The following is a 22,904-nucleotide window of genomic DNA, read 5'->3' on the forward strand; positions in this document are numbered from 1 at the left end:
TCGGCACACGCTAAACGAAAAATAAGAAGTACAATGGATAAAAGGGTGAAAGCCCTTTTATTCGTTGTCTGGAAAGGTACCTTTTGGGTTAGTGTGCCTTGCAAGGAACTGATCGTAGGGCATGGGCTTATCGAAATAGAAGCCCTGCATGAGGTTCACGTCTGCATTTTCCATAAAGGGCAAATAAGACTCCTGCTCTACCCCTTCCACCACAATTTCAATTTGCAATCTGTTGAGCATGGCCACCACACCGCAAAATAGCGCATTCGCTTTACTGTTGTTGTGGATATCTTTAACCAAGCTTCTGTCTACTTTTACAACTTCAAAATGAAAGTTTCGAAGATAACTTAAGGAAGAAAAACCGCTGCCAAAATCGTCCAGTGAAAGACGGAAACCAACGTCGCGTAGGCTATTTAGCGCAGCAAGCGCGGCTTTTTCATCTCTGATAAAAATAGACTCGGTGAGTTCAAGTTCAATCATGTCGGTTCGCACTGAACAGTCATTGCAAATTTTCGTGGCTTGGGCGGGGAAGTCGGTGTCTAGCATTTGGTTTACACTGATATTAATTGAAAGCGGGATACTCTCCCCTTGCTGCGCTTCCATCATGGCAATGTAGTCACATGCAGCTTCCAGTGCTTGCAAACCAATCAGCCGGTCTAGATCGTGCTCTTCAGCAATGGGGATAAATACCAAAGGAGACACAACACCTTGCAGACCAGATATCCACCGGCAAAGCACCTCAGCGCCTTTCAAATTACCCTGCAAGTCATACTTGCCTTGAATATAATAGTCGAGCAAGTTGTTTTCGATGGCTTTACGCAAATCGTTAACCATACTGACCTGCTGCGAAATTCTTTCATAAAGCCCATCTTCATAGACATTCACTTGGCCTTTGCCAAGTTTTTTAGCGTGATACATCGCCGCATCTGCGCATTGCACAACGCCCTCAATACTCGTATTGTGTTCGGGAAATTTGGCAATGCCGATACTTGCAGACAGTTTCAATTCGACCTTTTTAGTTACCACAACATCTTCTTCGATGAGCCGAATGAGCGCTTCGGATTTCTCCACCGCCCATTCAGTATGTTGCCTAGGAAACACAGCGATAAACTCATCTCCTCCCCATCGCGCCACATCCCCAAACGGCCCAAAAGAAGCGGTGAGCAATGCAGCAACGCGCTGAAGCTCCATATCGCCTTTCTCGTGCCCTGCGGTATCGTTAATCGCTTTGAACCCATCAAGGTCGATGAACACCACTAGGAAGTCTGTCTGACTGTCGAAAAGGTTTTGAAAAATATCACGTAGAGCGCTTCGATTACTGAGTCCGGTTAATTCATCGTACAGAGCAAGTTGCTTTAACCGCGCTTCATTGCGTTTACGTTCACTAATATCACGCATAGTGGCAATAAGCGACGAGGAGGCTTGCAGGTAATTATCAAAAACAGATACGGAGATATCAACCGGTGTATTTTTTCCTACTCTGGGCACAATAACAGACTCAAACCTAAGCTGTTTTTTATGATGCAGGTTGTTTAAATTAACTTTTGCCCCCATCAGCAAATCATTGAGATTAAGGTTGATACAGGCCATCTTGTCTGGCGCACCTACCATCTTCACAAACGCTTCATTACATTCGTTTATGCTTAAATTGGGGGATAATACCAACATAGGTTCACGGGAATTTGCAAAGGCAGATGCCATTAATTGGAAGGATTGCTCCGCTTGCCTTTGCTGCGTGATGTCTCTCGTGGTACCCACTATTTGCAAGGCTTCACCACTACTGCCCCGCTTGAGCACACGCCCTCTCAAACGAACCCATTGTAACTGGCCTTGTATGCTCATACGAAAAGAAAGCTCTATGCGTTCGCGCCCACCATGAAGCGCCATCGACCATTGAAACTGTAAGTTTTCCAAGTCGTCTTCATGCACTAACGCCATTAAGTCGATTGGAGTTCCAGACCAGGTAGATTCACTTTCTGAATTGAGTGAAAAGGCACGAATATCAATAATGTCATGGCTTGCCTGCCAATCCCAAAATGACTCTTGCGATGCCCATAAAGACAGTTCTAGTTTTTTCTGGGATTGCTGACTGAAAAGTAGTGAATTGTATAGCTCGTCAGCCTTAAGCAACAGCAGGGATTCTGCTTTTTCCCTTGCCGTTTTTTCACGCTGAAGCCGCCTTTCTAAGCTTTGTAGTTTTTTCTCTAGAGGATCTAGATCGGCGCCCATAGGCTACACAACCTGAATACTAAATTCGTAAGTATGAGGGAATGACATTTGATGAGTTTCACGTTCTAGCGTGCAATCGAAGTGCACTGCTGCTGCATCCATCAACCCTTCAGCAAGGGGATACAATTCTCGTTCCGAGAAGTAGCGCAAGCGCATACTACTATCGGTTCTAGATATAACAGTAAACCTAGGCAAATCAGCATCTGGATAGAGCTTGCGCACTTGAACATGAATGTCACCATCAAGGTGCTCTAGCAACTGCAAAATGTCTTTCGTGTCCGCAAGTACATTGCCATGTACTTGCGCCAACTTACCAAAAAGGTAAACCCCAAAATCGTACAGCAGTTCATTAACCGACTTACCGGTTTTCGCGGTAAGGATAGATAAGATTTTCTGCATTTCTTCAAAAGGATAATAGCCGACCGCAGTATAAGCTCCGTCGTTTGTTAACTCGGCTTCGACAATCACTTCGTCGGCAAATTCAGGCGATACTTTCTCTTCTAGCATGTCTATCAGCGAAGTAAATACAATCCCTAACATACGGTCCCCTTATACGATTAATAATAGTGTAGTTCAGTCACACCCAACGACAACCAATGTTTATGAAATATCATTATCTTGGGTGTCTGAACTAACGTCACTCGAAGCGCTTTGACTTTTTACCACTTCAACACTATCAACCCGCTGTAAACCTCGAGGTAATTTGTTTCCTCTTCGCCCTCGCTCTCCATAATAGTGTTCTAAATCTGAGGCAGACAACGTCATATTACGTTTACCCGCGGTAACTTTTAATGAAGCGCCATCAGGCACTACTGCCAATACGGTCACAAACTCTTCGCGGGATTGCGCTTTGGCACCAGGAATATTAATTAGCTTATTCCCTTTCCCTTTACCGAGGCTTGGCAAGTCTTTAAGCGGGAACAGCAACATACGCCCTTCGTTCGAAATGGTTAAACACCAATCTGACTCAGGGTTAGTGACAGGTTTAGGCTTCATTACCTTGGCGGCTGTTGGCAAAGAAAGATATGCTTTCCCCGCCTTATTTTTGCTCACCATGTCTTTGAATGTACCTACAAAACCGTAGCCTGCATCCGAGCCAACTAAAAATTTAGCCTCGTCTGATGCCATAATAACGTGTTCAAACGACTCACCACCTACCAATGCAAAACGCCCTGTCAGCGGTTCCCCCTGACTCCGCGCCGATGGCAAACCATGAGCATCACAGGAGAAAGTACGTCCCGAGGTATCCATGAACACCGCAGGCTGATTACTTTTTCCTTCTGCACTGGATAGGTAGCCATCGCCCGCTTTGTAACTTAATCCTTCAGCATCAATGTCATGACCTTTGGCGCAACGTGCCCACCCTTTTTCTGATAACACGACGGTGACAGATTCAGCTGGCACGAGTTCTTTTTCTGATAATGCTTTCGCCTCTCCGCGCTCAACAATAGGTGAACGTCTATCATCACCATACTTTTCAGCATCGGCGAGAATTTCTTTCTTGATAAGCGTTTTTAAGCGGCGATCTGAGCCTAGCAAGGTTTGCAATTTATCACGCTCTGCTGCCAGCTCGTCTTGCTCGCCCTTAATTTTCATTTCTTCAAGCTTGGCTAAATGACGAAGCTTTAACTCTAGTATTGCCTCTGCTTGCTTATCGCTAAGCGAGAACCGCGAGATTAATTCTTGCTTGGGTTTTTCATAAGTACGAATAATTTCGATAACTTCATCGATATTCAAAAAGGCAATGAGCAAGCCTTCTAAAATATGTAAACGAGCCAGCACTTTGTCTAATCGGTACTGAAGCCGACGGGTCACTGTCTCTTTTCGGTAAACCAACCATTCAGATAAAATAGTACGAAGATCTTTAACCTTAGGACGACCATCCAAACCAATCATGTTTAGGTTTACGCGATAGTTCTTTTCTAAATCGGTAGTCGCAAACAAATGCTGCATTAACTGGGCAGTATCGATACGGTTTGAACGCGGCGTAATAATTAAGCGGGTAGGGTTTTCGTGGTCTGACTCGTCGCGTAAATCGCTAACCATTGGCAGCTTCTTAGCCTGCATCTGCCCAGCGATTTGTTCTAGAATTTTACCACCTGATGCCTGGTGAGGCAGCGCAGTAACAACAATATCACCATTTTCTTCGTGGAACACCGCACGCATTTTAATAGAGCCGCGGCCGGTTTCGTAAAGTTTACGAATATCAGCTCTAGGCGTAATAACTTCAGCTTCGGTAGGATAATCTGGCCCATTAACGTGCTCTAGCACATCGCTAAGCTCTGCTTTACTGTTGTCGAGCAACATGGCACAGGCATAAGCCAATTCACGCACATTATGTGGAGGAATATCTGTTGCCATACCAACAGCAATACCGGTAACGCCATTAAGCAAGATATGCGGCAAACGAGCGGGTAGCACACAAGGCTCTTCTAATGTGCCATCGAAATTAGGGGTCCAATCGACGGTGCCTTGACCTAACTCATCCAGTAATACTTCTGCAAAACGAGAAAGTTTAGCCTCGGTATATCGCATGGCAGCAAAAGATTTAGGGTCGTCCGGTGCGCCCCAGTTTCCTTGCCCATCGACTAACGGGTAGCGGTAAGAAAAGGGCTGCGCCATCAATACCATGGCTTCATAACACGCGGAATCTCCATGAGGATGAAACTTACCTAATACATCCCCTACCGTTCTAGCCGACTTTTTATACTTAGCATTGGCGCTCAGTCCTAAGTCAGACATCGCGTATATAATGCGTCGTTGTACAGGTTTTAGGCCGTCGGCAATATGAGGTAGGGCTCGGTCCATGATGACGTACATGGAATAGTTTAAGTAAGCGTCTTCGGTAAAGCGCCTTAAAGGCAGTTGTTCTACACCGTCGCGGTTAATAATAATCTCGTCGCTCATGATAATTTTTTCGTTTTGTTATTTTCACAATACAGCGTTAATGCCAAGCATTTAGTTTATTTAAACAGGTAGCAGCGTTAACGAACGGCGTGTTTATGTGGAAGTGTCTAACCACAAAATAGGACTTTTTATTAAGCCTTCAATGTTTCTATTGTGGGGGAAACTAAGGGCTAGTGCAATAATCACTATTAGGTTAACTGACTAGGACGATGGACGTTAATGTTTCAATCTTTTGTACAATTGTCCGTCAGAGTGGTTTAATAACAATAGAAGAAGATTAAGAAGCTATTCAGGATGTATTTGTTTCGAATTTTTACACTGCTGTGCGTACTATTTTGGCTTACCGCCCCTCAATCAAGTCACGCTCAGCACATTGAGCAACTTTTCGATGAAGATGCTTCTTTAGACCTCTCTGACTCCCTGTACTATTTATACGAAACCAATCTGCCACTCACAATAAACGATGTAAGTAGACGTCGCAGCGACTTTCGAATGCATCCCTATAGTAACCCTAACTTTGGTTTTAGAGACAAAGGAATGTGGTTACTAACGTCATTTTCCAACGTGTCAAACCAAGAGAACTGGGTATTTTCCATCAATTTTAGCCAACTCGACAAAGTCGATTTCTATTTGGTTAAAAACGGAGAAGTATTGCAGCAAAGCCATCAGGGTAAATCTCAAAAAGAACAAATTTTTCGTATCCCCACATTACGGGTAAGGCTGGCCAACGCTGAGCGGGTTGATTTATTTATACGTGTTGAAAGCCAATCATCAAGCCTTATCACGCCATTAAGAGTGCAACCAGAGCCTGTTCATAGCAGTTCGTTCCAAATGGACAGCCTGATGTGGGGTTTGTTTTACGGTGGTTTGCTGATACTGGCCGTCTATAACCTTGTGCTGTATTTAGGGGTTCACGAGCGTAGCCTTATTGCCTATGTAGGCTATATATGCGCCGTTATTCTTTGGCAATTTATTTGGGGCGGCCATATTCACTTGCTGTTTTCAGGGGGGATACCCTTTTGGCTTGTTGGTCACACCGAACTGATATTTGTGATCATAGGTATCTCATCCGGTTTGTTTACCGTGAGCTTCCTAGAAACCAAAAAGAACGCCAAGGCTGCACATCCTGTCATTGTGCTGTTATTGGCTGTACAAATGGTTATTGGGGTAGTTTGTTTTCTCGGTTTGCTTCCTTCAATCTGGAAGAACAACTTGGTTTATGGTGTAGGTCTTATCGCAATTTGTAGTTATATATTTGCGGGTATTGAAGCCTTCATTAACCGCTTCCAACCTGCCCGATACTTTATATTTGCATGGGGTATGCTGGCATCAGGTGCCATTATTGGCATGCTAAGTTTAATAGGCGTACTCCCCTCAAACGACTTCACCACTTACTGTTTCCAAGTGGGTGTATTTTTAGAATCTGGGCTCTTTTCATTCGCGCTAATGGAGAAAAGTAGAAGCCAACTTGAGCATGAGGTTGAGCAAGCCACCGACGATTTACGTAATAATATGGAGCTCATTGAAGAGCAAAATGCACGCTTAGATATTGCCCGTAAAGATGCAATTAAAGCCAGTAATGTGAAATCGCAATTTCTTGCTAATATGAGCCATGAAATACGTACGCCACTGAATGGTATTCTTGGGTTTAGCCGAGAACTTACCCACGCTTCTCTGCCATCTGATCAACAAGAACAAGTGCGAATTATTAATACCGCCGCTGACAACTTGCTGACCATAGTGAACGATGTCTTAGACTTCTCCAAAATTGAAGCCGGTAAGCTGCAAATCAACAACCAGCCATTTTCTCCCAATACGTTATTGGAAGAAATGGTGACGATTATGGCGAAGTCCTCCCATTCTAAAAAGTTGGAATTTGTTTTCGATCTAGCGCCCTTGCCAGAAAAGTTAATAGGTGATGTATTCAGAATAAAGCAAATCTTGAATAACTTGCTTAGCAACGCCTTAAAATTCACGCCTTCCGGTACTATTACTCTTGCAGTAAGAGGCCGCCCCCTTTTGCACGGAATTCATGAAATTGAGATCACCGTTGAAGATACGGGTATAGGCATAAACCGACAGGACAGAAAGAAGCTCTTTAATGCGTTTTCTCAGGTAGATGACTCGATAAACCGAAACTATCAAGGCACTGGGTTAGGCTTGGTTATTAGTCGTGAGCTAGTTCGATTAATGCGAGGCGATTTAACCCTTAAAAGTACACCAAGGCAAGGCTCCACTTTTGTGGTTACCCTTAGAACTAACCACCTAAGCCAGAAATATGCATTGAGCACTGATACCGAGTGGCACGGAAAGCATGTGGTTATATTCGACCCCATTCCCGCTACGCGCCGCGCCAGTGCCTCTATGTTGAAGCAACTTGGCGCTAACGTTACCGCTGTCGAGTCCATCGATTATCTTTCTAGGTTGTCACTACAATCATCTTCCACTGATTTCTTTATGGCGACAGTGCCGGTATCGAAAATGGACAAACGGGATGAGTTTTTAAGCCGCTTTGTACAGTTTAATGCCACTAAACGTGTACTTTGGTATTCCGGCCCAGAGCCTTTTACCCAATACCCGAGTTTATCTCAACACTTTCATACTCAAATACGCATGCCGATGACACTAAGTAAACTCGATGGCTTAGTGAACAATAAAAAAGCGATGCCTCGAAATCCACTTCAAGATAAGTTGAACTCCCTTCCACGGGCAAGAATTTTAGCCGTGGATGATATGGATATGAACCTCAAGCTGCTGCATACCTGGCTTGATAACTCCCCCATATCATTAGTGACCACAACAAGTGGGGAAGACGCCGTAAATCAGTGCCAAACCCAAGAGTTCGACTTGATATTAATGGATGTTCAAATGCCTATTATGGATGGTCTTCAGGCGTCGCGAGCGATCAGAAAGACCACGCTGAATATGGGCACACCTATTATTGCGGTAACCGCCCATGCCTTTAAAGAAGAACAAGAGAGGTTATTGGCTTCCGGCATGGACGACTATTTGCCCAAACCCATTGAGATAGGTTCACTGGTAGATCTTATTCGCTCTTGGTGTCATGTCACAGAGCCAGGGCACATTTTATTACCTTCATTAGACTGGCAGCTTGCGTTAAAGCGTGCACACCAAAACCATGAAGCAGCAAAGGAATTACTTGAAGACTTTATTACCATGGCGCCGGACATGCTGACGAATTTAAAAGCGCTGTGGAATAAAAGAGACTACGCAGAGCTTAAACTCGAAATTCATAAGCTGCATGGGGCATGTTGCTACATAGGAGCCCCGCGACTGCAAAGTTTGGCAGATGAGCTCGAAAGCGCCCTTAAGTTAGGGCAACATTTTCTAGTCGCTGAGAATCTGCCATTATTACTTGATGAAATTGAGCGAGTCTGTTCAGAAGGGCAGACGCGCGCAGGTTAGCCTAACCCAAGTTATTAGGCGTTATTGGTTCTGCGAGCGGCTTGGCATTGAGAAATAAGCGCAGCAAATTCTTCTGGAGTTCTATCTATGTCAGAGGTGGCAATAAACACGTCATAACCTAGGCGCTTGCGAAGCTCTGCCATACGGTTTGCCAACATGGCTTTTACCCCAGTGAGTACCGTGCCATTGTTTAACGTAAAATGATTGTCATCGAACATAGACTCTTCGTAGCAACTTCCCGTTGCACACCCTTCATTGGTGTTATGCAGCAACAAAGGCCGCTGCTCCATAAGCAAATGAGTGGCCAAACGTGGCGATATACTGGTTAGAAACTCGGTATAGTCTTTTAATTTAAAACCCACGGTTTCAAGCCCTACATGCTCTAATCCTTGTCGTACTCTGGGGCAGTCTGCCCGCTGTAAGTTTTCCCAATGTATCCGCCAGCTGCCTAAACGGTGGCGATAGGTAATTACCTCTGTGGTCATTTCTAGGCTGAATTCAGGCTCTCTAATTTTGAAGTAGCCCACCAGCAAGGTAACTAATGCGGCGCTGGTGATAAGAATACCTGCAAGGAAAAGCCAATCAGGGAGCAATACAAACCAAAGCGCAGCAAACACCAACCCTGCGCAACCAATAACAATACTGGTTATACCGTTACTTTTTGACGCGGCTCGAATAAGAATAGGTTCAGGGTTATTGCCAGACATACAGGTACACAACCAACATAATTAAGGCCCACAGCACATAAAGTCGAATACGCTGGCAGACGGCACAGTCTGTTTTCCACCAGCTAAAATGGCGTGTTGGCGCATTTCGTTTGTTCTGACTTTTACGCATAAACAGGCAAACAGATTAATAATAAATACAGTTTACCTGTTTATACCTCGTGTTGTTAGGCCAGATGTCGATAGCGGTAGCGCTGAAATGCTGCCACCAGTGTGGGGGTGAACACTAACGACAATATGACAGAAAAGCCTACGCCACCGGCCAGCACGACAGCAAGAGGCGGCCAAAAGCTCCCTTCACTGAAGAGCAACAACGGGATTAATCCACCAACCGTGGTAAAGGTTGTGGAAAGAATGTGTCGACTACAGCCCATGGTTTCTTGCACGATAGCAGCGATATTCCCGTGTTTAGCCTGCGCGTTTGCATTTATCGCCGCAATAACCACGATGGAGCCATTTATCGCAACCCCGATTAACCCTGCCGATCCTAACAAGGGGTTAAAGCCTATCGGTAAGCCCGACAACCATAAACTAAACATACCGAGCCCTACTGACAGTATCGCTACCAATACAATCACACCAGCCATACGCAAACTGGTAAAGGTTAGAATTAAAGTAGTTAGCATGAGTACAAGGAGCACCGGCGCGTAAGTCCCTAGCTGCCCCATTGCTCGCTGCTGTTCATCTGCGTCACCTGCAATATGAATACGATACCCTTCTGGCAACGCTAAGTTTTCATTTAGCTTCTGCCTTAGCGTATTACTGGCATCAACAGCGGGGACATTCGGCAAAAGGTAAGCCTGAATACGATTGACCCGTTCCCCATCTTGTCGAGTAATGCTGCTGATAGACGGTGCTAGTGTTAACGAAGCCACTGCACCTAACGACGACCAGTTTATAGCGCTATTTACCGAACTGTCCGCAGCCACCGGAATGGGCATGGAATTAATACCCGCCACATCTTGTCGGAAGCTATTTGACAATCTAACCCGCACAGGAATTTCTTCTGTGCTTTCCAAAACCGAACCACCAGCAAGCCCTGAGAAGTTAATTTGCATCTGACTAGCTAAGTCGGAAAGGCTCAGGCCAAGGTAAGATAATGTATCGCTTGAGGCATCAACATTAAGTTCTGGTTCACCCATGGTGATACTGGCTGTTGATTGGGAAATACCAGGGACATCTGACATTAAAAATCGAACTTGCTGTCCTAATTCATTCAATATGTCTAAATCGGGCCCAAATATTTCTACTTCTACCGGCGCAGCAATAGGCGGACCTTGTCCAAATGCGCGCACCACAATTTGAACTTCAGGGAAGGTATCATCAAGATGATGTTGCAAACGACTAATTAGTGTGGCCGCCTCTTCTACCGTATTTGTCGTAACTACTGCATTAGAAAAGTTGGGTAAATTATCGCGCGTCATGATTTGGTTGTAATACACTGAAGGGGCAGAACCTCCTACCAACCATGTTACCTGCTTCACCCCTTCGCTTTCGCGAATAACACTGTCAACTTTGTGGGTGTAAGCGAGTGTGTTGCCTATGCTACTGCCCTCTTTTGTCCACATATAAACTTCGAACTGATCTCTATCGGCGCTGGGGAAAAATACGTTAGCCAACGTGCCTGAGAGTACAAAACCAGAGATACAAAACACAAGAACTAGGGGCAAGACTAAAAGGGGCCGAGCAATCCACCCGGCTAAGTGTTCGCGAAACGCTTGGCTTAATTTAGGGGCTTGTAACCCCACTTGCCACCAATGTTTATTCGCCATATTTTCAGCTTGTTCACCTTTAGGGAGAAAGCGAGCGGCCAATGCCGCTATTACTGTCAACGATATGAACAACGAGCCGATCAATGCCATCACCACGCTTATAGCAATAGGCCCAACAAAATCACCAATATTGCCGTTTAGCAGGAAAATAGGCATGAAGCCCAATATGGTGGTAAGTGTAGAGGCCAGCAAAGGCGCAAAAAGGTGAGAAACACTTTTGGCCATCGCGCCAACCCGAGTGGCGGATGGGTCTTGTAAGTTAATCCGAATTTCATCGGTAATAACAATGGCGTTATCGATTAACAGTCCAATAGCGATGATCATGCCGAAGATGGACATTTGGTGAATTTGTTCGTTATAAAAGTTAAGAGAGAACAACGCAAAAGACGCACACAACGGAAGCGCCAACCCCACTATCCACGATGCTTTAAACCCCATGAAGAGCAATATAACTAACATGACTACCGCACAACCCATTAATAGATTGCCCGACAGTTCGGCTAAGCGATTGCTGGTATATTTATTTTGCTCAAAAGCGATATCAGCTGTTACCGTGCCTTTAAATTCCTGATTAAAGCTATCAACGACGCTTAGCGCATCGTGAGTCCATACATCTGCACGTAGCGAGGTTTGCATACGGGCAGCAACGAAGATAACTTCTTCTCCGTCAAGCACACCGATGTCAGAACGTGGCGTCACATACCCACGGGATACCGTTGCAATGTCTTCTACCCGTAAGTAACGACCATCTTGATTCACCAGCGGGATAGCAGAAACCATTGCCACCCCGTCTAACCCTTTCGCCACAGTGAAGCGTAAATTTGTGCTTTCAGTGTCCAGCACTCCCGCAGGAAGTTTAGGATCGGCATGACTAATAATACTGCTTACTTGCCCGAGGTTTAGGCCGGTTGCCGCGAGTTTATCAGGGGAGATACTTACGCTAATTTCTTCTTCGGGTGCGCCATAAATACGCACTAACTCGGTACCATGTACATTACGAAGTCTATCGGTAAGCTCTTCCGCTAACCGACCCGTAAGGGTAAGTGATGTGGTATCAGGGTGAGACGCTTTTAATGCTAATAATAATGTAAATGCAGTGGCCCCTCGCTTTTCATCAAAAATAGGCGAACCCGCGCCTTCTGGGAAACCTACTGATGCTTCGCCTATAGCGTCTCGTATTTCACTGAATAACTGTTCGTTACTGCTGCCATCAATCCAATCCTGCGTTTCAATATTAATGACTGAAATACCAGCTCTTGAGGTAGATTTGACTTCTTTTATTTCAAAGATTTCTCGTAGCTTGTCTTCTAATACATCACTGACTAGGGCTTCCACCCTTTCTGCCGAAGCCCCCGGGTACGACGTGATCACAAGGGCATTTCGGGTATCAATTCTAGGGTCTTCTAAGCGCGGTAAGTTACCTAGCGCAGACATGCCTGCGACAAGTAATATCACTAAGCTTAAAACGAGTAAGTGAGGCCGTCGGTAGAATAAGGTATACCATGGGTATTTTTTATCGGTATCAAATAGCATAGGGTTCATCGCGTTGCTCCATCAGCGCTATTCAAATCACCCTCGCTCAATTTAACCGCTTGCCCTGGCGACAGCTTATGCGTACCACTTAATACTAAGCGGTCGCCTTCACTTAATGCGCCGCGTACAAAGGCACGCTCACCGTCAGTATAAATAACTTCAACGGTTCTGCTTTCAAGGGTAAGCGTCTCTTGTTCTGTCACCACGAATACTCGCCATAGCCCTCGTAAACCATTGCTAAGCGCACTTGCAGGTATCCAACTGCCGTTGCTATCGCCGTGACGCTGCCCCACCAAGGTGGCAAGATCGCCCGGTCTTAAGCCAGCATTACTCGATAAATTAACCAGGATATCAACAGTACGGGTTTGTCTGTTGCGTACAGGGGAAAGCTGGCTCACCGTTGCTTCAATATTTAACGCATCAACATTAAGGGCTACCTCTTCACCTACACGAAATAATGAGACCATATCCGCAGGCACCGCAAAGCGAGCTTGTAAGGGAGCATCGCTGGTAAGACTGAGCAACGCTGCACCTGCCGCAACAACACTACCTTCATCAAAGTAACGCGCACTGATTGTGCCTGAAAAAGGCGCGAGCAATTTTGTCTTAGTTCGTTCTACATCTAGACTTTCAATGCTTGCTTCAATCTCTTTAACCTGTGCACTAGCTGCAGCCGTATTAGCGTTGACTTCATCTAAACGTTGCGACGATTCTAGTTTTTTCTCTACCAGCACAGTCACCCGTTTTTCACTGAGCTCTGCCAACGTTAAATCTGCACGGGTACGTTCTAACGTCGCGTTTAATTCAACAAGGCGGGCAGACAATCTGTCACTGTCTAGCTTGGCGAGTACATCTCCTTTTTGAACTGTATCTCCCTCGTCTGCGAAAATAGCTATGACTTGGCCACTGGTATCAAAAGACACATCAGCCGCTTTGGGAGATTCGATCAATCCATAAATTTTTACCGGCATTTCAAAGCCGCTTTGTAGCGTGACTCGCGTAGTTGAAACCGCAGTTGGTGGATGCTCGGCAAATTTTTGTGTCGCGCCATTAAGCCCGGCAGCAAACAGCAGAAGCGTTAATCCAACAACGAAGATAGCGATAGCAGCATACAATGCTGCCGATGCCCCTTTTCCTTGTTCAGTAGACTCGGTTGTCATTTCAATTTCCTTGCTTCTGCAGGCTCATACGCCTAGGCATATTTGGTATACTAATTTTACTATGCTAGATTATAAATACTAGACCGTCTAGTTTGATATTAAATTTTAAGTGAGATTCCATTGTCTGAACAAAAAAACAAACGACAAGGCCGCCCCAAAAGCGAAGAAAAACATAATCTTATTCTTCATTCTGCGTCGTGTTTATTTATCGATAATGGTTTCGCTAATACCTCAATGGATAATATTGCTAAGGCATCGGGGGTATCAAAACAAACGGTTTACTCTCATTTCGACAATAAAGATGCCTTGTTTAAGGCCGCTATTACGAAGAAATGCCAATCTTATCAACTAGACACCAACCAATTGATGCAAGGCACTAGTGCTAACCTTCCGCTAAACCATTATTTAAAGCAGGTAGGTACGCAGTTCATCAGGTTAATACAAGATCCTGAGGCGGTTGCTGTTTTCAGGTTGGTCATTGGCGAAGCACAAAGCACCCCTCATGTGGCAAAACTATTTTATGATGCTGGACCTGGAGCATCGATAGAAGCCTTCTCTGAGGTGTTTTTCTTTTATGGCAAAGGTGCGCTAACGAAAGCTAACAGTGTGCAGTTGGCCATAGACTTTTGCTCGTTGTTACAAAGTGACTTTCACAACAAATTGCTGTGCGGTGTTCAAGAGGCAATGCTTGATAAAGCAATTAGCGCTCACGTAGAAATTGCTGTCGAGAAAACCTTACTGCTATTTAACACTTATTGTACAAATAAAGACGAATAACTCACCATCGCGACGGCGACGAAGGATTACTTATTTCCTCGTTTGTTATACACTACAGCCGTTTTCGTTGATGATTGAGTGATACATGTCTGACTTTACCGGTAACCACATTCTTTCGGTTAATCAATTCGATCGCGAGGCTATTGAGAAGGTATTCTCAGTTGCAGATTCTATGCAGCCTTATGCGAAACGCCAAAAGCGCACTACTGTGCTTGAAGGCGCCATCCTTGGTAATTTATTTTTCGAACCTAGCACCCGGACTCGCGTCAGTTTCGGCACCGCGTTTAACCTTTTAGGTGGTGAAGTGCGTGAAACCACCGGCATGGCCAGTTCAGCCTTAGCGAAAGGCGAATCACTTTATGATACCGCCCGTGTACTGAGCGGTTACTCAGATATTATTGCCATGCGTCACCCTGCTGCGGGATCGGTAGCCGAGTTTGCAGAAGGCAGTCGTGTTCCAGTGATTAACGGTGGTGACGGTGCTAATGAACACCCCACTCAAGCCTTACTCGATTTATTTACCATTAAACGTGAATTGGAATACCATGGCCATGGTATTGATGGTTTGCATATCGCAATGATTGGCGACCTTCGTTACGGTAGAACCGTACATTCGTTGTCTCGCCTTTTATGCTTATTCAAAAATGTGCGCTTCACGCTAATATCGCCTAAAGAGTTAGCCATGCCACAACCGATTATCGATGCCATTGAAAACGCGGGGCATCAGCTCAACATTACTGAAACATTTGAAGGCAGTTTAGATGCCGACATTTGTTATCAAACCCGTATTCAGGAAGAGCGTTTTCCTTCTCAAGAAGAAGCCAATAAATACCGTGGGAAGTTCCGTTTAAACCACTCTATTTATACTCGCCATTTTCAGTCCAAAACTGTCATTATGCATCCACTTCCTCGAGATTCTCGTATAGAGGCTAACGAGCTAGATAACGACCTAAATTTAAATCCAAACCTTGCCATATTCAGACAAACCGACAACGGCGTTCTCGTACGCATGGCGTTATTTGCGCTTACGTTAGGCGTTGAAGAGTTATTGACTAAATATGAACGTGAAGTGGTATGGTTCAGCAACAAGAGCAATGAATTACATGCAAAAATCTGAAGTCCTTTTTACCCGCGCCCAAAAAACCATTCCTGGCGGTGTTAATTCACCCGTTCGCGCTTTTAAAGCCGTTGGCGGAACACCTCGTTTTATTACCAAAGCTGATGGCCCTTACATGTGGGACGCCGATGGTAAACAGTATATCGATTACGTGCAATCGTGGGGCCCCATGGTATTGGGTCATAATAATCCACAAATTCGTCAAGCAGTCATCGATGCCTCTGAATTCGGTCTTTCATTCGGTGCACCTACCGAAGCTGAAATCATTATGGCTGAAACGGTAAGTAAATTGGTGCCGTCAATGGAAATGGTACGCATGGTAAATTCAGGCACTGAAGCCACCATGTCCGCTATTCGTTTATCTCGCGGCTACACGGGTCGCAATAAAATCGTTAAATTTGAAGGCTGTTACCACGGACACGCCGACTCGTTGCTAGTAAAAGCGGGGTCAGGGGCATTGACCATGGGCGTGCCGAGCTCTCCAGGGGTACCCGCTAACGTGGCTGAGCACACGCTTACCGTCGAATATAACAATATCGATAGTGTAAAAGAGGTGTTTAACGCTCACGGAAACGACATTGCCTGTATAATTGTTGAGCCAGTTGCTGGCAATATGAACTGCATTCCCCCTGTCGAGGGCTTTTTAGAAGGTCTTCGCGATGTGTGTGATGAATACGGAAGCCTTCTGATTTTTGACGAAGTGATGACAGGTTTTCGGGTATCGCGGGGCGGCGCTCAAGAGCGTTATGGCATAAAACCAGACCTAACTTGCTTAGGAAAGGTGATTGGCGGCGGAATGCCAGTAGGCTGTTTTGGTGGTAGAAGAGATATCCTAACCCATATTGCTCCTACAGGTCCCGTTTACCAAGCCGGTACGCTTTCTGGTAACCCAGTGGCGATGGCAGCAGGTTTAGCGGCCATGCAGCAGATTCAAGAAGAAGGCCTTTACGAAGGCATCTTTGAAAATACTCAAGCACTTGCTGATGGTATGCAAGCACTTGCCAATAAGCATGGTATTAAACTAAGTACTAATGTTGCCGGTAGTATGTTTGGCATATTCTTTACAGACATTGAGCGCGTTACGAATTATCAGCAGGCGATTAACTGCAATACTGAGCAGTTTAATAAGTTTTATCACGGCATGCTGGAGCAAGGTGTTTACCTGGCACCGGCCTCATACGAAGCTGGATTTGTATCGAAAGCGCATGATAAAGACATCATTGCTAAAACATTAGAAGCGGCTGACAAGGTGTTTGCAACGCTCAAATAACATCAATGTATAGGTAATTTTGTCGACAACGGATTGGTTACTACTAAGTGTTTAGTTTTTTGCCTACCGTGTTGTCGTTACCGCTGTGCTGGTGAGGTGTCGTCAGCACAGACTTGCCTATCGGCAACGACTTAACGCCAAGTCAAAATCTTACCCCTCTGACGACCCGCACAATCAACACATTGATAATGAAGCGTTAAGTTATCTCAAGCCGTTCAAAAGTTCGTCCGCCAACAGTTTATTGACCATATTACTAAAACCGGTTCAGGCCACATTGAGCTTGGTTATGCCATGGTGGTGGTATTTGATCACCCTGATGTTAACCTCACAAGATAAAGCGATTGACGTTGGGATGGCGTTACGCGAAGCATCACATCGATGGGTGTCTTATATATCAAAACATGCTGCTGCCAGATGACTGGGATGGCGCCTTAACTATTCAGTATAGCCTCACCGACGTTATTCAGATTCTATCTTTTTCGCCTGCTCGCGAATAAAAGTAACGGATGGCGCAAAAAAGGCAGCGCCAGTTTCCGCGTTGGTGAAATCTAACCAGCGGTCATAATCTCCATCACCATTGCCGTATATTTGACTATGTAGCATGGCTTTAAAGGGCCTAGCACTGGCCGAGCAACTCACGAACAGTAAACCTTGCGACACCATATCGCCATACGGCATACCTTGTTTAATCAGCCCTGCTTTACCACTTTCAGTGGTAATTATGTTGGCGCGAACACTATGAGAAGATTCAGATTGTTCTGCACTCACTAAGTTATGCTGCTGAGTGGTTCCCATCACTTGTTCTTGCTGCCGTGATGAGAGGCTGTGCCAACGGCGCAAGTCATGTTTGTAGCGCTGTACGTGTAGATAACTTCCACCGATAAAATCAGGATCGTTTTCATTTATGATGGCAACCTCTCTGCGTTTCATTCCTCGAGGGTTGTCTGCTGCATACAAGTACCCGGTAAGATCGCGACCATCAAGGTAACGAAAACCACGAATTTGTTCTACCATTTCTACGTGTAATCGAAGTAAATCCATGACCTCAATGCCAATAGCATGGCAAATATCTAAACGGTCAGCCCTAATTTGAATAAACAAATCACAGGGCATTGTAGGCGCACTTCTATCTTCACATTGCATATCAGGGAAAGGCATCAGTTCTACTGGAATTAAGCCTGGGTACACTTCAGTCCAATAGCCAGTTCCAATAGCCACAACACCGGTCACCATAGCTTCGTAATGCTCAGACTCAAAGTGTTCGAATATATCTAACACGCGGGCAAGCTTCGCCCTTACCGCCTCACTATCGTCATCAATAACGTTAAGCAGTAAATATTGCGCATGTAAATTAGGTTCTGCGCAAATCCCTTTTTGTGGTTGTGTCATGGGCACTCTTATTGTTATTTAACCATGGCGAACAATGATACGAGTGTGTATTAATAACCCGCAGCTTGTCCATCTTTTCGGCTTTCAGAAGCCCCAAAGTAAACGTTGCGCTTATCATCCCACATAATTGCCTGATAGCCCCCAAAAGCACCAACAACGCGACGCAATGTGTGACCTCGCTCCATTAACTCTCGCTGTACTGTCTCATCAAATCCTGATTCAAGACTGATATAACCGCCATCAAGCATTAACTTGCCTGTTGGCGAACTAGAGCCGCTGTGCAAAATACGCGGAGCATCACCCGCTTCTTGCAAATTCATACCAAAATCGAGCATGTTCACAATAATTTGCGCATGCATTTGAGGTTGAGTACCTCCGCCCATTACACCAAAGCTTAAAAACGGCGCACCATTACGAGTAACAAATGCAGGGATAATGGTGTGAAATGGGCGTTTTTCAGGCTTAAGCTCGTTGAAATGACCTTCTTCTAAGGTAAACATCTCCCCACGATTTTGCAGCACAAAACCAAGCCCTGGGGGTGTCATCCCTGATCCCATACCGCGATAGTTACTTTGAATTAGCGATACCATGTTACCGTCTTTATCGGCCACCGTTAAATAAACTGTATCACCATCGTAAATACCTGCGTCTACACGTTCTGCGGCTTTATCGCCGTTAATAAGCTGCTGACGTTCAGTGGCGTAATCTTTGGAAATTAACCACTCAACTGGAATGTCGTTAAATGCGGGATCAGCATAAAACTTTGCGCGATCTTCAAATGCTAACTTTTTCGCTTCCACAAAGGTATGAATATACTCGGCAGAATTAAAGCCCATGCCTTCGATGTCATAGCGCTCTAATATATTGAGTATTTGTAATGCCGCAATACCCTGCCCATTAGGGGGAAGCTCCCATACATCGTAGCCGCGATAATTTGCTGATACCGGCTCTACCCATTCTGACGTATGCGACGCTAAATCAGCATAAGAAAGGTAGCCACCTTGCGATTTCATATAGGCGTCAATATTTTGCGCAATGTCACCCTTATAAAAAGCATCTCGCCCGCCGGTTGCCATTTTTTCGTAGGTTACCGCGAGGCCAGGATTCTTAAAAACATCCCCTTTTTTGGGGACTTTCCCATTAATAAGAAACGTTTCTGCAAACCCATCGTAATGACCTATTCTTTCGTTGTTCATTGCTAAGTAATAAGCAACCAATTCAGAAACAGGAAAACCATTTTTAGCATATTCAATGGCCGGCGTGAGCAAAGCCGTCATAGGTAACTTGCCAAACTTTTCATGTAGCATAAACCAGCCATCTACTGCCCCAGGCACAGACACTGGCAGTGGGCCAAATTTAGGTATTTGCGCTAAACCTCTATCGTTAAACACTTGTTTGGTCAGCAGCTTTGGAGAGCGGCCCGATGCATTTAACCCAACTAGCTTGTTTTCCTTTGCATCCCACACCATTGCGAATAGATCGCCACCTACCCCCGCTCCTGTGGGCTCAACAAGCCCCAGCATAGCGTTAGCAGCAATGGCGGCATCTACGGCACTTCCACCGCGTTTAAGAATATCAAGAGCCACTTGGGTAGCAAGAGGCTGGCTTGTCGCAGCCATACCATGTTGAGCAATAACTTCTGAACGACTCGCAAACGGCGCGCCGGTAACCCTATCGTACCCATAAGCCATTTGACTGACACACAGTAGTAACAAACATCGCAACAGCATGATTTACTTTCCTAATAAGAGAACAAACCTAATGTAGCATTATTGCTAACTAAGTAAATTATCAATAGTTTAGCGTTATTTTTAACTTTATGAAAAACGAAAAAAGCCCCGCAGATGCGGGGCTTAAGATTGGTGATACAGGCATTATCGTTATTATAAGTAATTTTGCCTGTTCAGACTTCCTTACGTACGGCCGTTGGTGAAGTCAGGATAAGCTTCCAGACCACATTCACTCATATCAACACCGTCGAATTCTTCTTCTTCAGTTACACGAACACCAATAACGGCTTTAATCGCTAACCAAACAACTAGGCTTACTACAAACACCCAAACAAAGATGGTAGCAGCACCAATTAACTGACCCACAATGCTTGAACCGTCGTTAGTGAATGGAACAAGGATAAGACCAAGTAAACCAACCACACCGTGAACAGAGATCGCACCTACTGGATCATCAATTTTAAGTTTATCTAACGCTACAATGCTTAGTACTACTAAGATACCACCAAGGCCACCGAATAAGGTTGCTTGAAGCGGAGTAGGCGTTGAAGGCTCAGCGGTAATTGCTACCAAACCAGCTAGTGCACCGTTAAGGGCCATAGTTAGGTCAGCTTTGCCGAACATAATGCGTGCTAAGATAAGCGCTGCAATACAACCACCAGCTGCTGCGGCGTTAGTATTCATAAATACAATCGCAACCGCGTTTGCACTTTCAACTGTAGCAGTAGCAAGTACTGAACCACCGTTAAAGCCAAACCACCCCATCCATAAAATGAATGTACCTAGCGTAGCAAGTGGAAGGTTAGCACCTGGAATAGCGTTAACTTTACCATCAGCAGTATATTTGCCTTTACGAGCACCGAGTACCAGGACACCAGCTAGCGCTGCAGCAGCACCTGCCATATGAACAATACCAGAACCTGCAAAGTCAGAGAAACCAAGGTCACCAAGGGTGTACATGCCAAATACAGCTTCACCGCCCCACGTCCAAGCACCTTCCATCGGATAGATGAAACCAGTCATTACAACAGCGAATGCTAAGAAAGCCCAAAGCTTCATACGCTCAGCCACTGCACCCGAAACAATAGACATTGCCGTTGCAACGAATACTACTTGGAAAAAGAAGTCAGCAGAAGGTGCATACGTTGCTGCATCTTCAGCAACACCTGTTGCGCCGTCACCCATAATTCCACCTAGGAACGGGCTCCACTCGCCGCCGCCATACATGATGCCGTAGCCGCAAATCATATACATGGTGCTAGCAATGGCAAATAACGCGATATTTTTAGTTAGAATTTCTGTCGTGTTTTTAGCGCGTACTAAACCAGCTTCTAGCATGGCGAAACCTGCCGCCATCCACATAACTAGTGCACCGCAGATTAAGAAGTAAAAGGTATCAAGTGCATACCCGAGTTCAAATGTAATTTCCATTATGCTTTTCTCCGCAAATTAATCGTTTTGGCTTACAACGCGTCTGTGTCTGACTCGCCAGTTCGAATACGTACGGCTTGTTCAAGGTCGTAAACAAATACCTTACCGTCACCAATCTTGCCCGTCTTGGCTGCGCCAACGATGGCTTCTACCAAGCGATCTACCTGATCGTCCTGAACTGCAATTTCCAGTTTGACTTTAGGTAAGAAATCCACTTGATATTCCGCTCCGCGGTAAAGTTCAGTGTGTCCTTTTTGACGTCCGAAACCTTTCACTTCGGTAACGGTTAGACCGTCAATTCCGATTTCTGAAATGGCTTCACGAACATCATCTAGCTTGAACGGCTTGATGATAGCTGTGACTAGTTTCATGAGTTGCTCCAGTTTTTTAATGGTTGTTTTGCACATTTCGTGTCTTGTACAGGGAAGTAAACCAAGAGATGTGCCACAAATATTTAGCAAACAAAAACAATAAGTTAACTAAAATGATGTGCATTTTATTTACATTTAACGCACAATATTGGTGCATTGCGCCATCAATGCCCATTTTTGGAGCGTGGTGAGGTAAAATAACTGAAATTAGCGATGAAATTAGGATGGAACTAATTAGTCACGAAGCAGGTCAGTTAATAGGTATGACAAATATCACCCCTTCCATAGAGCTCAACTATGCGCCTGAACGTGCGCAGTTTTTTCGTGCAAGCAATAAGAGAAAACTCGCAAAAGGCTTACTTATCTCAACCCTTTTACACCTGATTGGGTTAGCAATAGTCATTTTCTCCACAACATTTGAAAGCGGCGTAACACCTGTACAAAAACCTGCTCCCATTAGTGCAACCTTGTATTTCCCGCCCGTTAGCGTAAAGCAGCCTGTTATCAGCCCAGCTGACCAGGTAGAAGCTGAGCCGAAGGTAGACGTTACTCCCCCCCCTGAAAATGACGCTTCTGCAAAAGACACTTCCAGAATAGACAAGCCGATTGCAACCCCACGCACATCGAGTCCTTCAGTGGAGGAAAATCCAGTACAAGAAACTCAATTACCAGAAAAGATGACTATTGATAGCAATGCGACCAACAATGATGCCGCAGTTAGGAACCAAAAAGCTGGTAGCTTAAATTTATCTCCTCGGGCAGGTGCCGCCCAATTTTTCAATCAACGAGAGCAGGAAGTGGTAGCTGAAGAAGGTTTGCGAGCTGCCAAAGCCCATAGACAAAAAATACAAAGCCCTGACCTTGTTGATACCAGAAAAGGCGAAGAGGATAAAAGCTTTGATGCAAGACCAGTGAAAAAAGTAAACTGCTCTGGTACAACAAATAAAACCCTTACTATTTTAAGTGGTATTACGGGCGGTACGCTTGAGTGCAGCAAGGGCAGCGATTATGAGCGTTTCATCGATGAACGCGTCGCTAAAAAGCCATCGAAATAACGAATCAAAAAA

General features: G+C 45.1%; 16 protein-coding genes. 6 read left to right on the top strand and 10 right to left on the bottom strand.

All coding sequences use genetic code 11. The features are described from left to right. Positions 1-57: 57 nt before the first annotated feature. From JKP82_RS02065 to parC, 3 genes are read right to left on the bottom strand one after another with little or no spacing between them, the layout of a single operon-like run. Positions 58-2,229, bottom strand: coding sequence for a putative bifunctional diguanylate cyclase/phosphodiesterase (locus JKP82_RS02065; RefSeq protein ID WP_159528277.1), 2,172 nt, complete (start codon positions 2,227-2,229; stop codon positions 58-60). 3 nt (positions 2,230-2,232) lie between these two features. Continuing rightward, positions 2,233-2,769 (bottom strand): heme NO-binding domain-containing protein, encoded by a 537-nt coding sequence (locus JKP82_RS02070; protein WP_159528275.1) that lies wholly within the window; start codon positions 2,767-2,769, stop codon positions 2,233-2,235. Positions 2,770-2,829: 60 nt separating this feature from the next. Beyond that, the gene (parC, locus tag JKP82_RS02075) at positions 2,830-5,136 is read right to left on the bottom strand and encodes a DNA topoisomerase IV subunit A (RefSeq protein WP_218395644.1); all 2,307 of its coding nucleotides are present in this window, start codon (positions 5,134-5,136) and stop codon (positions 2,830-2,832) included. A gap of 294 nt (positions 5,137-5,430) precedes the next feature. On the opposite strand from parC, the gene JKP82_RS02080 reads away from it, so the two are divergent. Next, entirely contained in the window at positions 5,431-8,562 is a 3,132-nt protein-coding gene (locus JKP82_RS02080; protein ID WP_218395646.1) for a hybrid sensor histidine kinase/response regulator, read from the top strand. 14 nt (positions 8,563-8,576) lie between these two features. Here JKP82_RS02080 and JKP82_RS02085 read toward each other — a convergent pair whose 3' ends face one another. The 3 genes from JKP82_RS02085 to JKP82_RS02095 form a co-directional block, all read right to left on the bottom strand. Further along, the gene (locus JKP82_RS02085) at positions 8,577-9,269 is read right to left on the bottom strand and encodes a DUF2982 domain-containing protein (protein ID WP_159528269.1); all 693 of its coding nucleotides are present in this window, start codon (positions 9,267-9,269) and stop codon (positions 8,577-8,579) included. Between the two features lie 185 nt (positions 9,270-9,454). Next, positions 9,455-12,601, bottom strand: coding sequence for an efflux RND transporter permease subunit (locus JKP82_RS02090; RefSeq protein ID WP_159528267.1), 3,147 nt, complete (start codon positions 12,599-12,601; stop codon positions 9,455-9,457). Then, positions 12,598-13,752, bottom strand: coding sequence for an efflux RND transporter periplasmic adaptor subunit (locus JKP82_RS02095; RefSeq protein ID WP_159528265.1), 1,155 nt, complete (start codon positions 13,750-13,752; stop codon positions 12,598-12,600). Before JKP82_RS02095 ends, JKP82_RS02090 begins: the two co-directional genes overlap by 4 nt. 120 nt (positions 13,753-13,872) lie before the next feature. Here JKP82_RS02095 and JKP82_RS02100 point away from each other — a divergent pair, with 120 nt between their 5' ends. From JKP82_RS02100 to JKP82_RS02115, 4 genes are all read left to right on the top strand, one after another. Beyond that, complete coding sequence (locus JKP82_RS02100) at positions 13,873-14,529, top strand: TetR/AcrR family transcriptional regulator (RefSeq protein ID WP_218395648.1); 657 nt, start codon at positions 13,873-13,875, stop codon at positions 14,527-14,529. An 85-nt stretch (positions 14,530-14,614) separates the two neighbouring features. Then, positions 14,615-15,646: an aspartate carbamoyltransferase gene (locus tag JKP82_RS02105; RefSeq protein ID WP_013785689.1), complete on the top strand. Its 1,032-nt coding sequence runs from the start codon at positions 14,615-14,617 to the stop codon at positions 15,644-15,646. Continuing rightward, positions 15,633-16,916 carry a glutamate-1-semialdehyde 2,1-aminomutase gene (gene hemL, locus JKP82_RS02110; protein ID WP_159528261.1) on the top strand — a complete coding sequence of 428 codons (1,284 nt, stop codon included), beginning with the start codon at positions 15,633-15,635 and terminating at the stop codon, positions 16,914-16,916. Before JKP82_RS02105 ends, hemL begins: the two co-directional genes overlap by 14 nt. A gap of 91 nt (positions 16,917-17,007) precedes the next feature. After that, positions 17,008-17,334 (top strand): hypothetical protein, encoded by a 327-nt coding sequence (locus tag JKP82_RS02115; RefSeq protein ID WP_159528259.1) that lies wholly within the window; start codon positions 17,008-17,010, stop codon positions 17,332-17,334. 41 nt (positions 17,335-17,375) lie between these two features. Here the strand turns inward: JKP82_RS02115 and JKP82_RS02120 are convergent, their stop codons facing one another. The 4 genes from JKP82_RS02120 to glnK form a co-directional block, all read right to left on the bottom strand. Beyond that, a complete protein-coding gene (locus JKP82_RS02120) occupies positions 17,376-18,305 on the bottom strand; it encodes a Dyp-type peroxidase (RefSeq protein ID WP_159528257.1) in 930 nt (309 codons plus the stop codon). Positions 18,306-18,355: 50 nt separating this feature from the next. Continuing rightward, positions 18,356-20,035 (bottom strand): gamma-glutamyltransferase, encoded by a 1,680-nt coding sequence (gene ggt, locus JKP82_RS02125; protein ID WP_159528255.1) that lies wholly within the window; start codon positions 20,033-20,035, stop codon positions 18,356-18,358. A 183-nt stretch (positions 20,036-20,218) separates the two neighbouring features. Further along, entirely contained in the window at positions 20,219-21,466 is a 1,248-nt protein-coding gene (gene amtB / locus JKP82_RS02130) for an ammonium transporter AmtB (RefSeq protein ID WP_013785694.1), read from the bottom strand. Between the two features lie 32 nt (positions 21,467-21,498). Beyond that, positions 21,499-21,837: a P-II family nitrogen regulator gene (gene glnK, locus JKP82_RS02135; RefSeq protein ID WP_013785695.1), complete on the bottom strand. Its 339-nt coding sequence runs from the start codon at positions 21,835-21,837 to the stop codon at positions 21,499-21,501. Between the two features lie 224 nt (positions 21,838-22,061). On the opposite strand from glnK, the gene JKP82_RS02140 reads away from it, so the two are divergent. Then, entirely contained in the window at positions 22,062-22,892 is an 831-nt protein-coding gene (locus JKP82_RS02140) for a hypothetical protein (RefSeq protein ID WP_159528253.1), read from the top strand. Positions 22,893-22,904 lie beyond the last annotated feature (12 nt).

Origin of the sequence: Alteromonas lipotrueae (genome assembly GCF_019249215.1) — a bacterium.
Lineage (GTDB): Bacteria > Pseudomonadota > Gammaproteobacteria > Enterobacterales > Alteromonadaceae > Alteromonas > Alteromonas lipotrueae.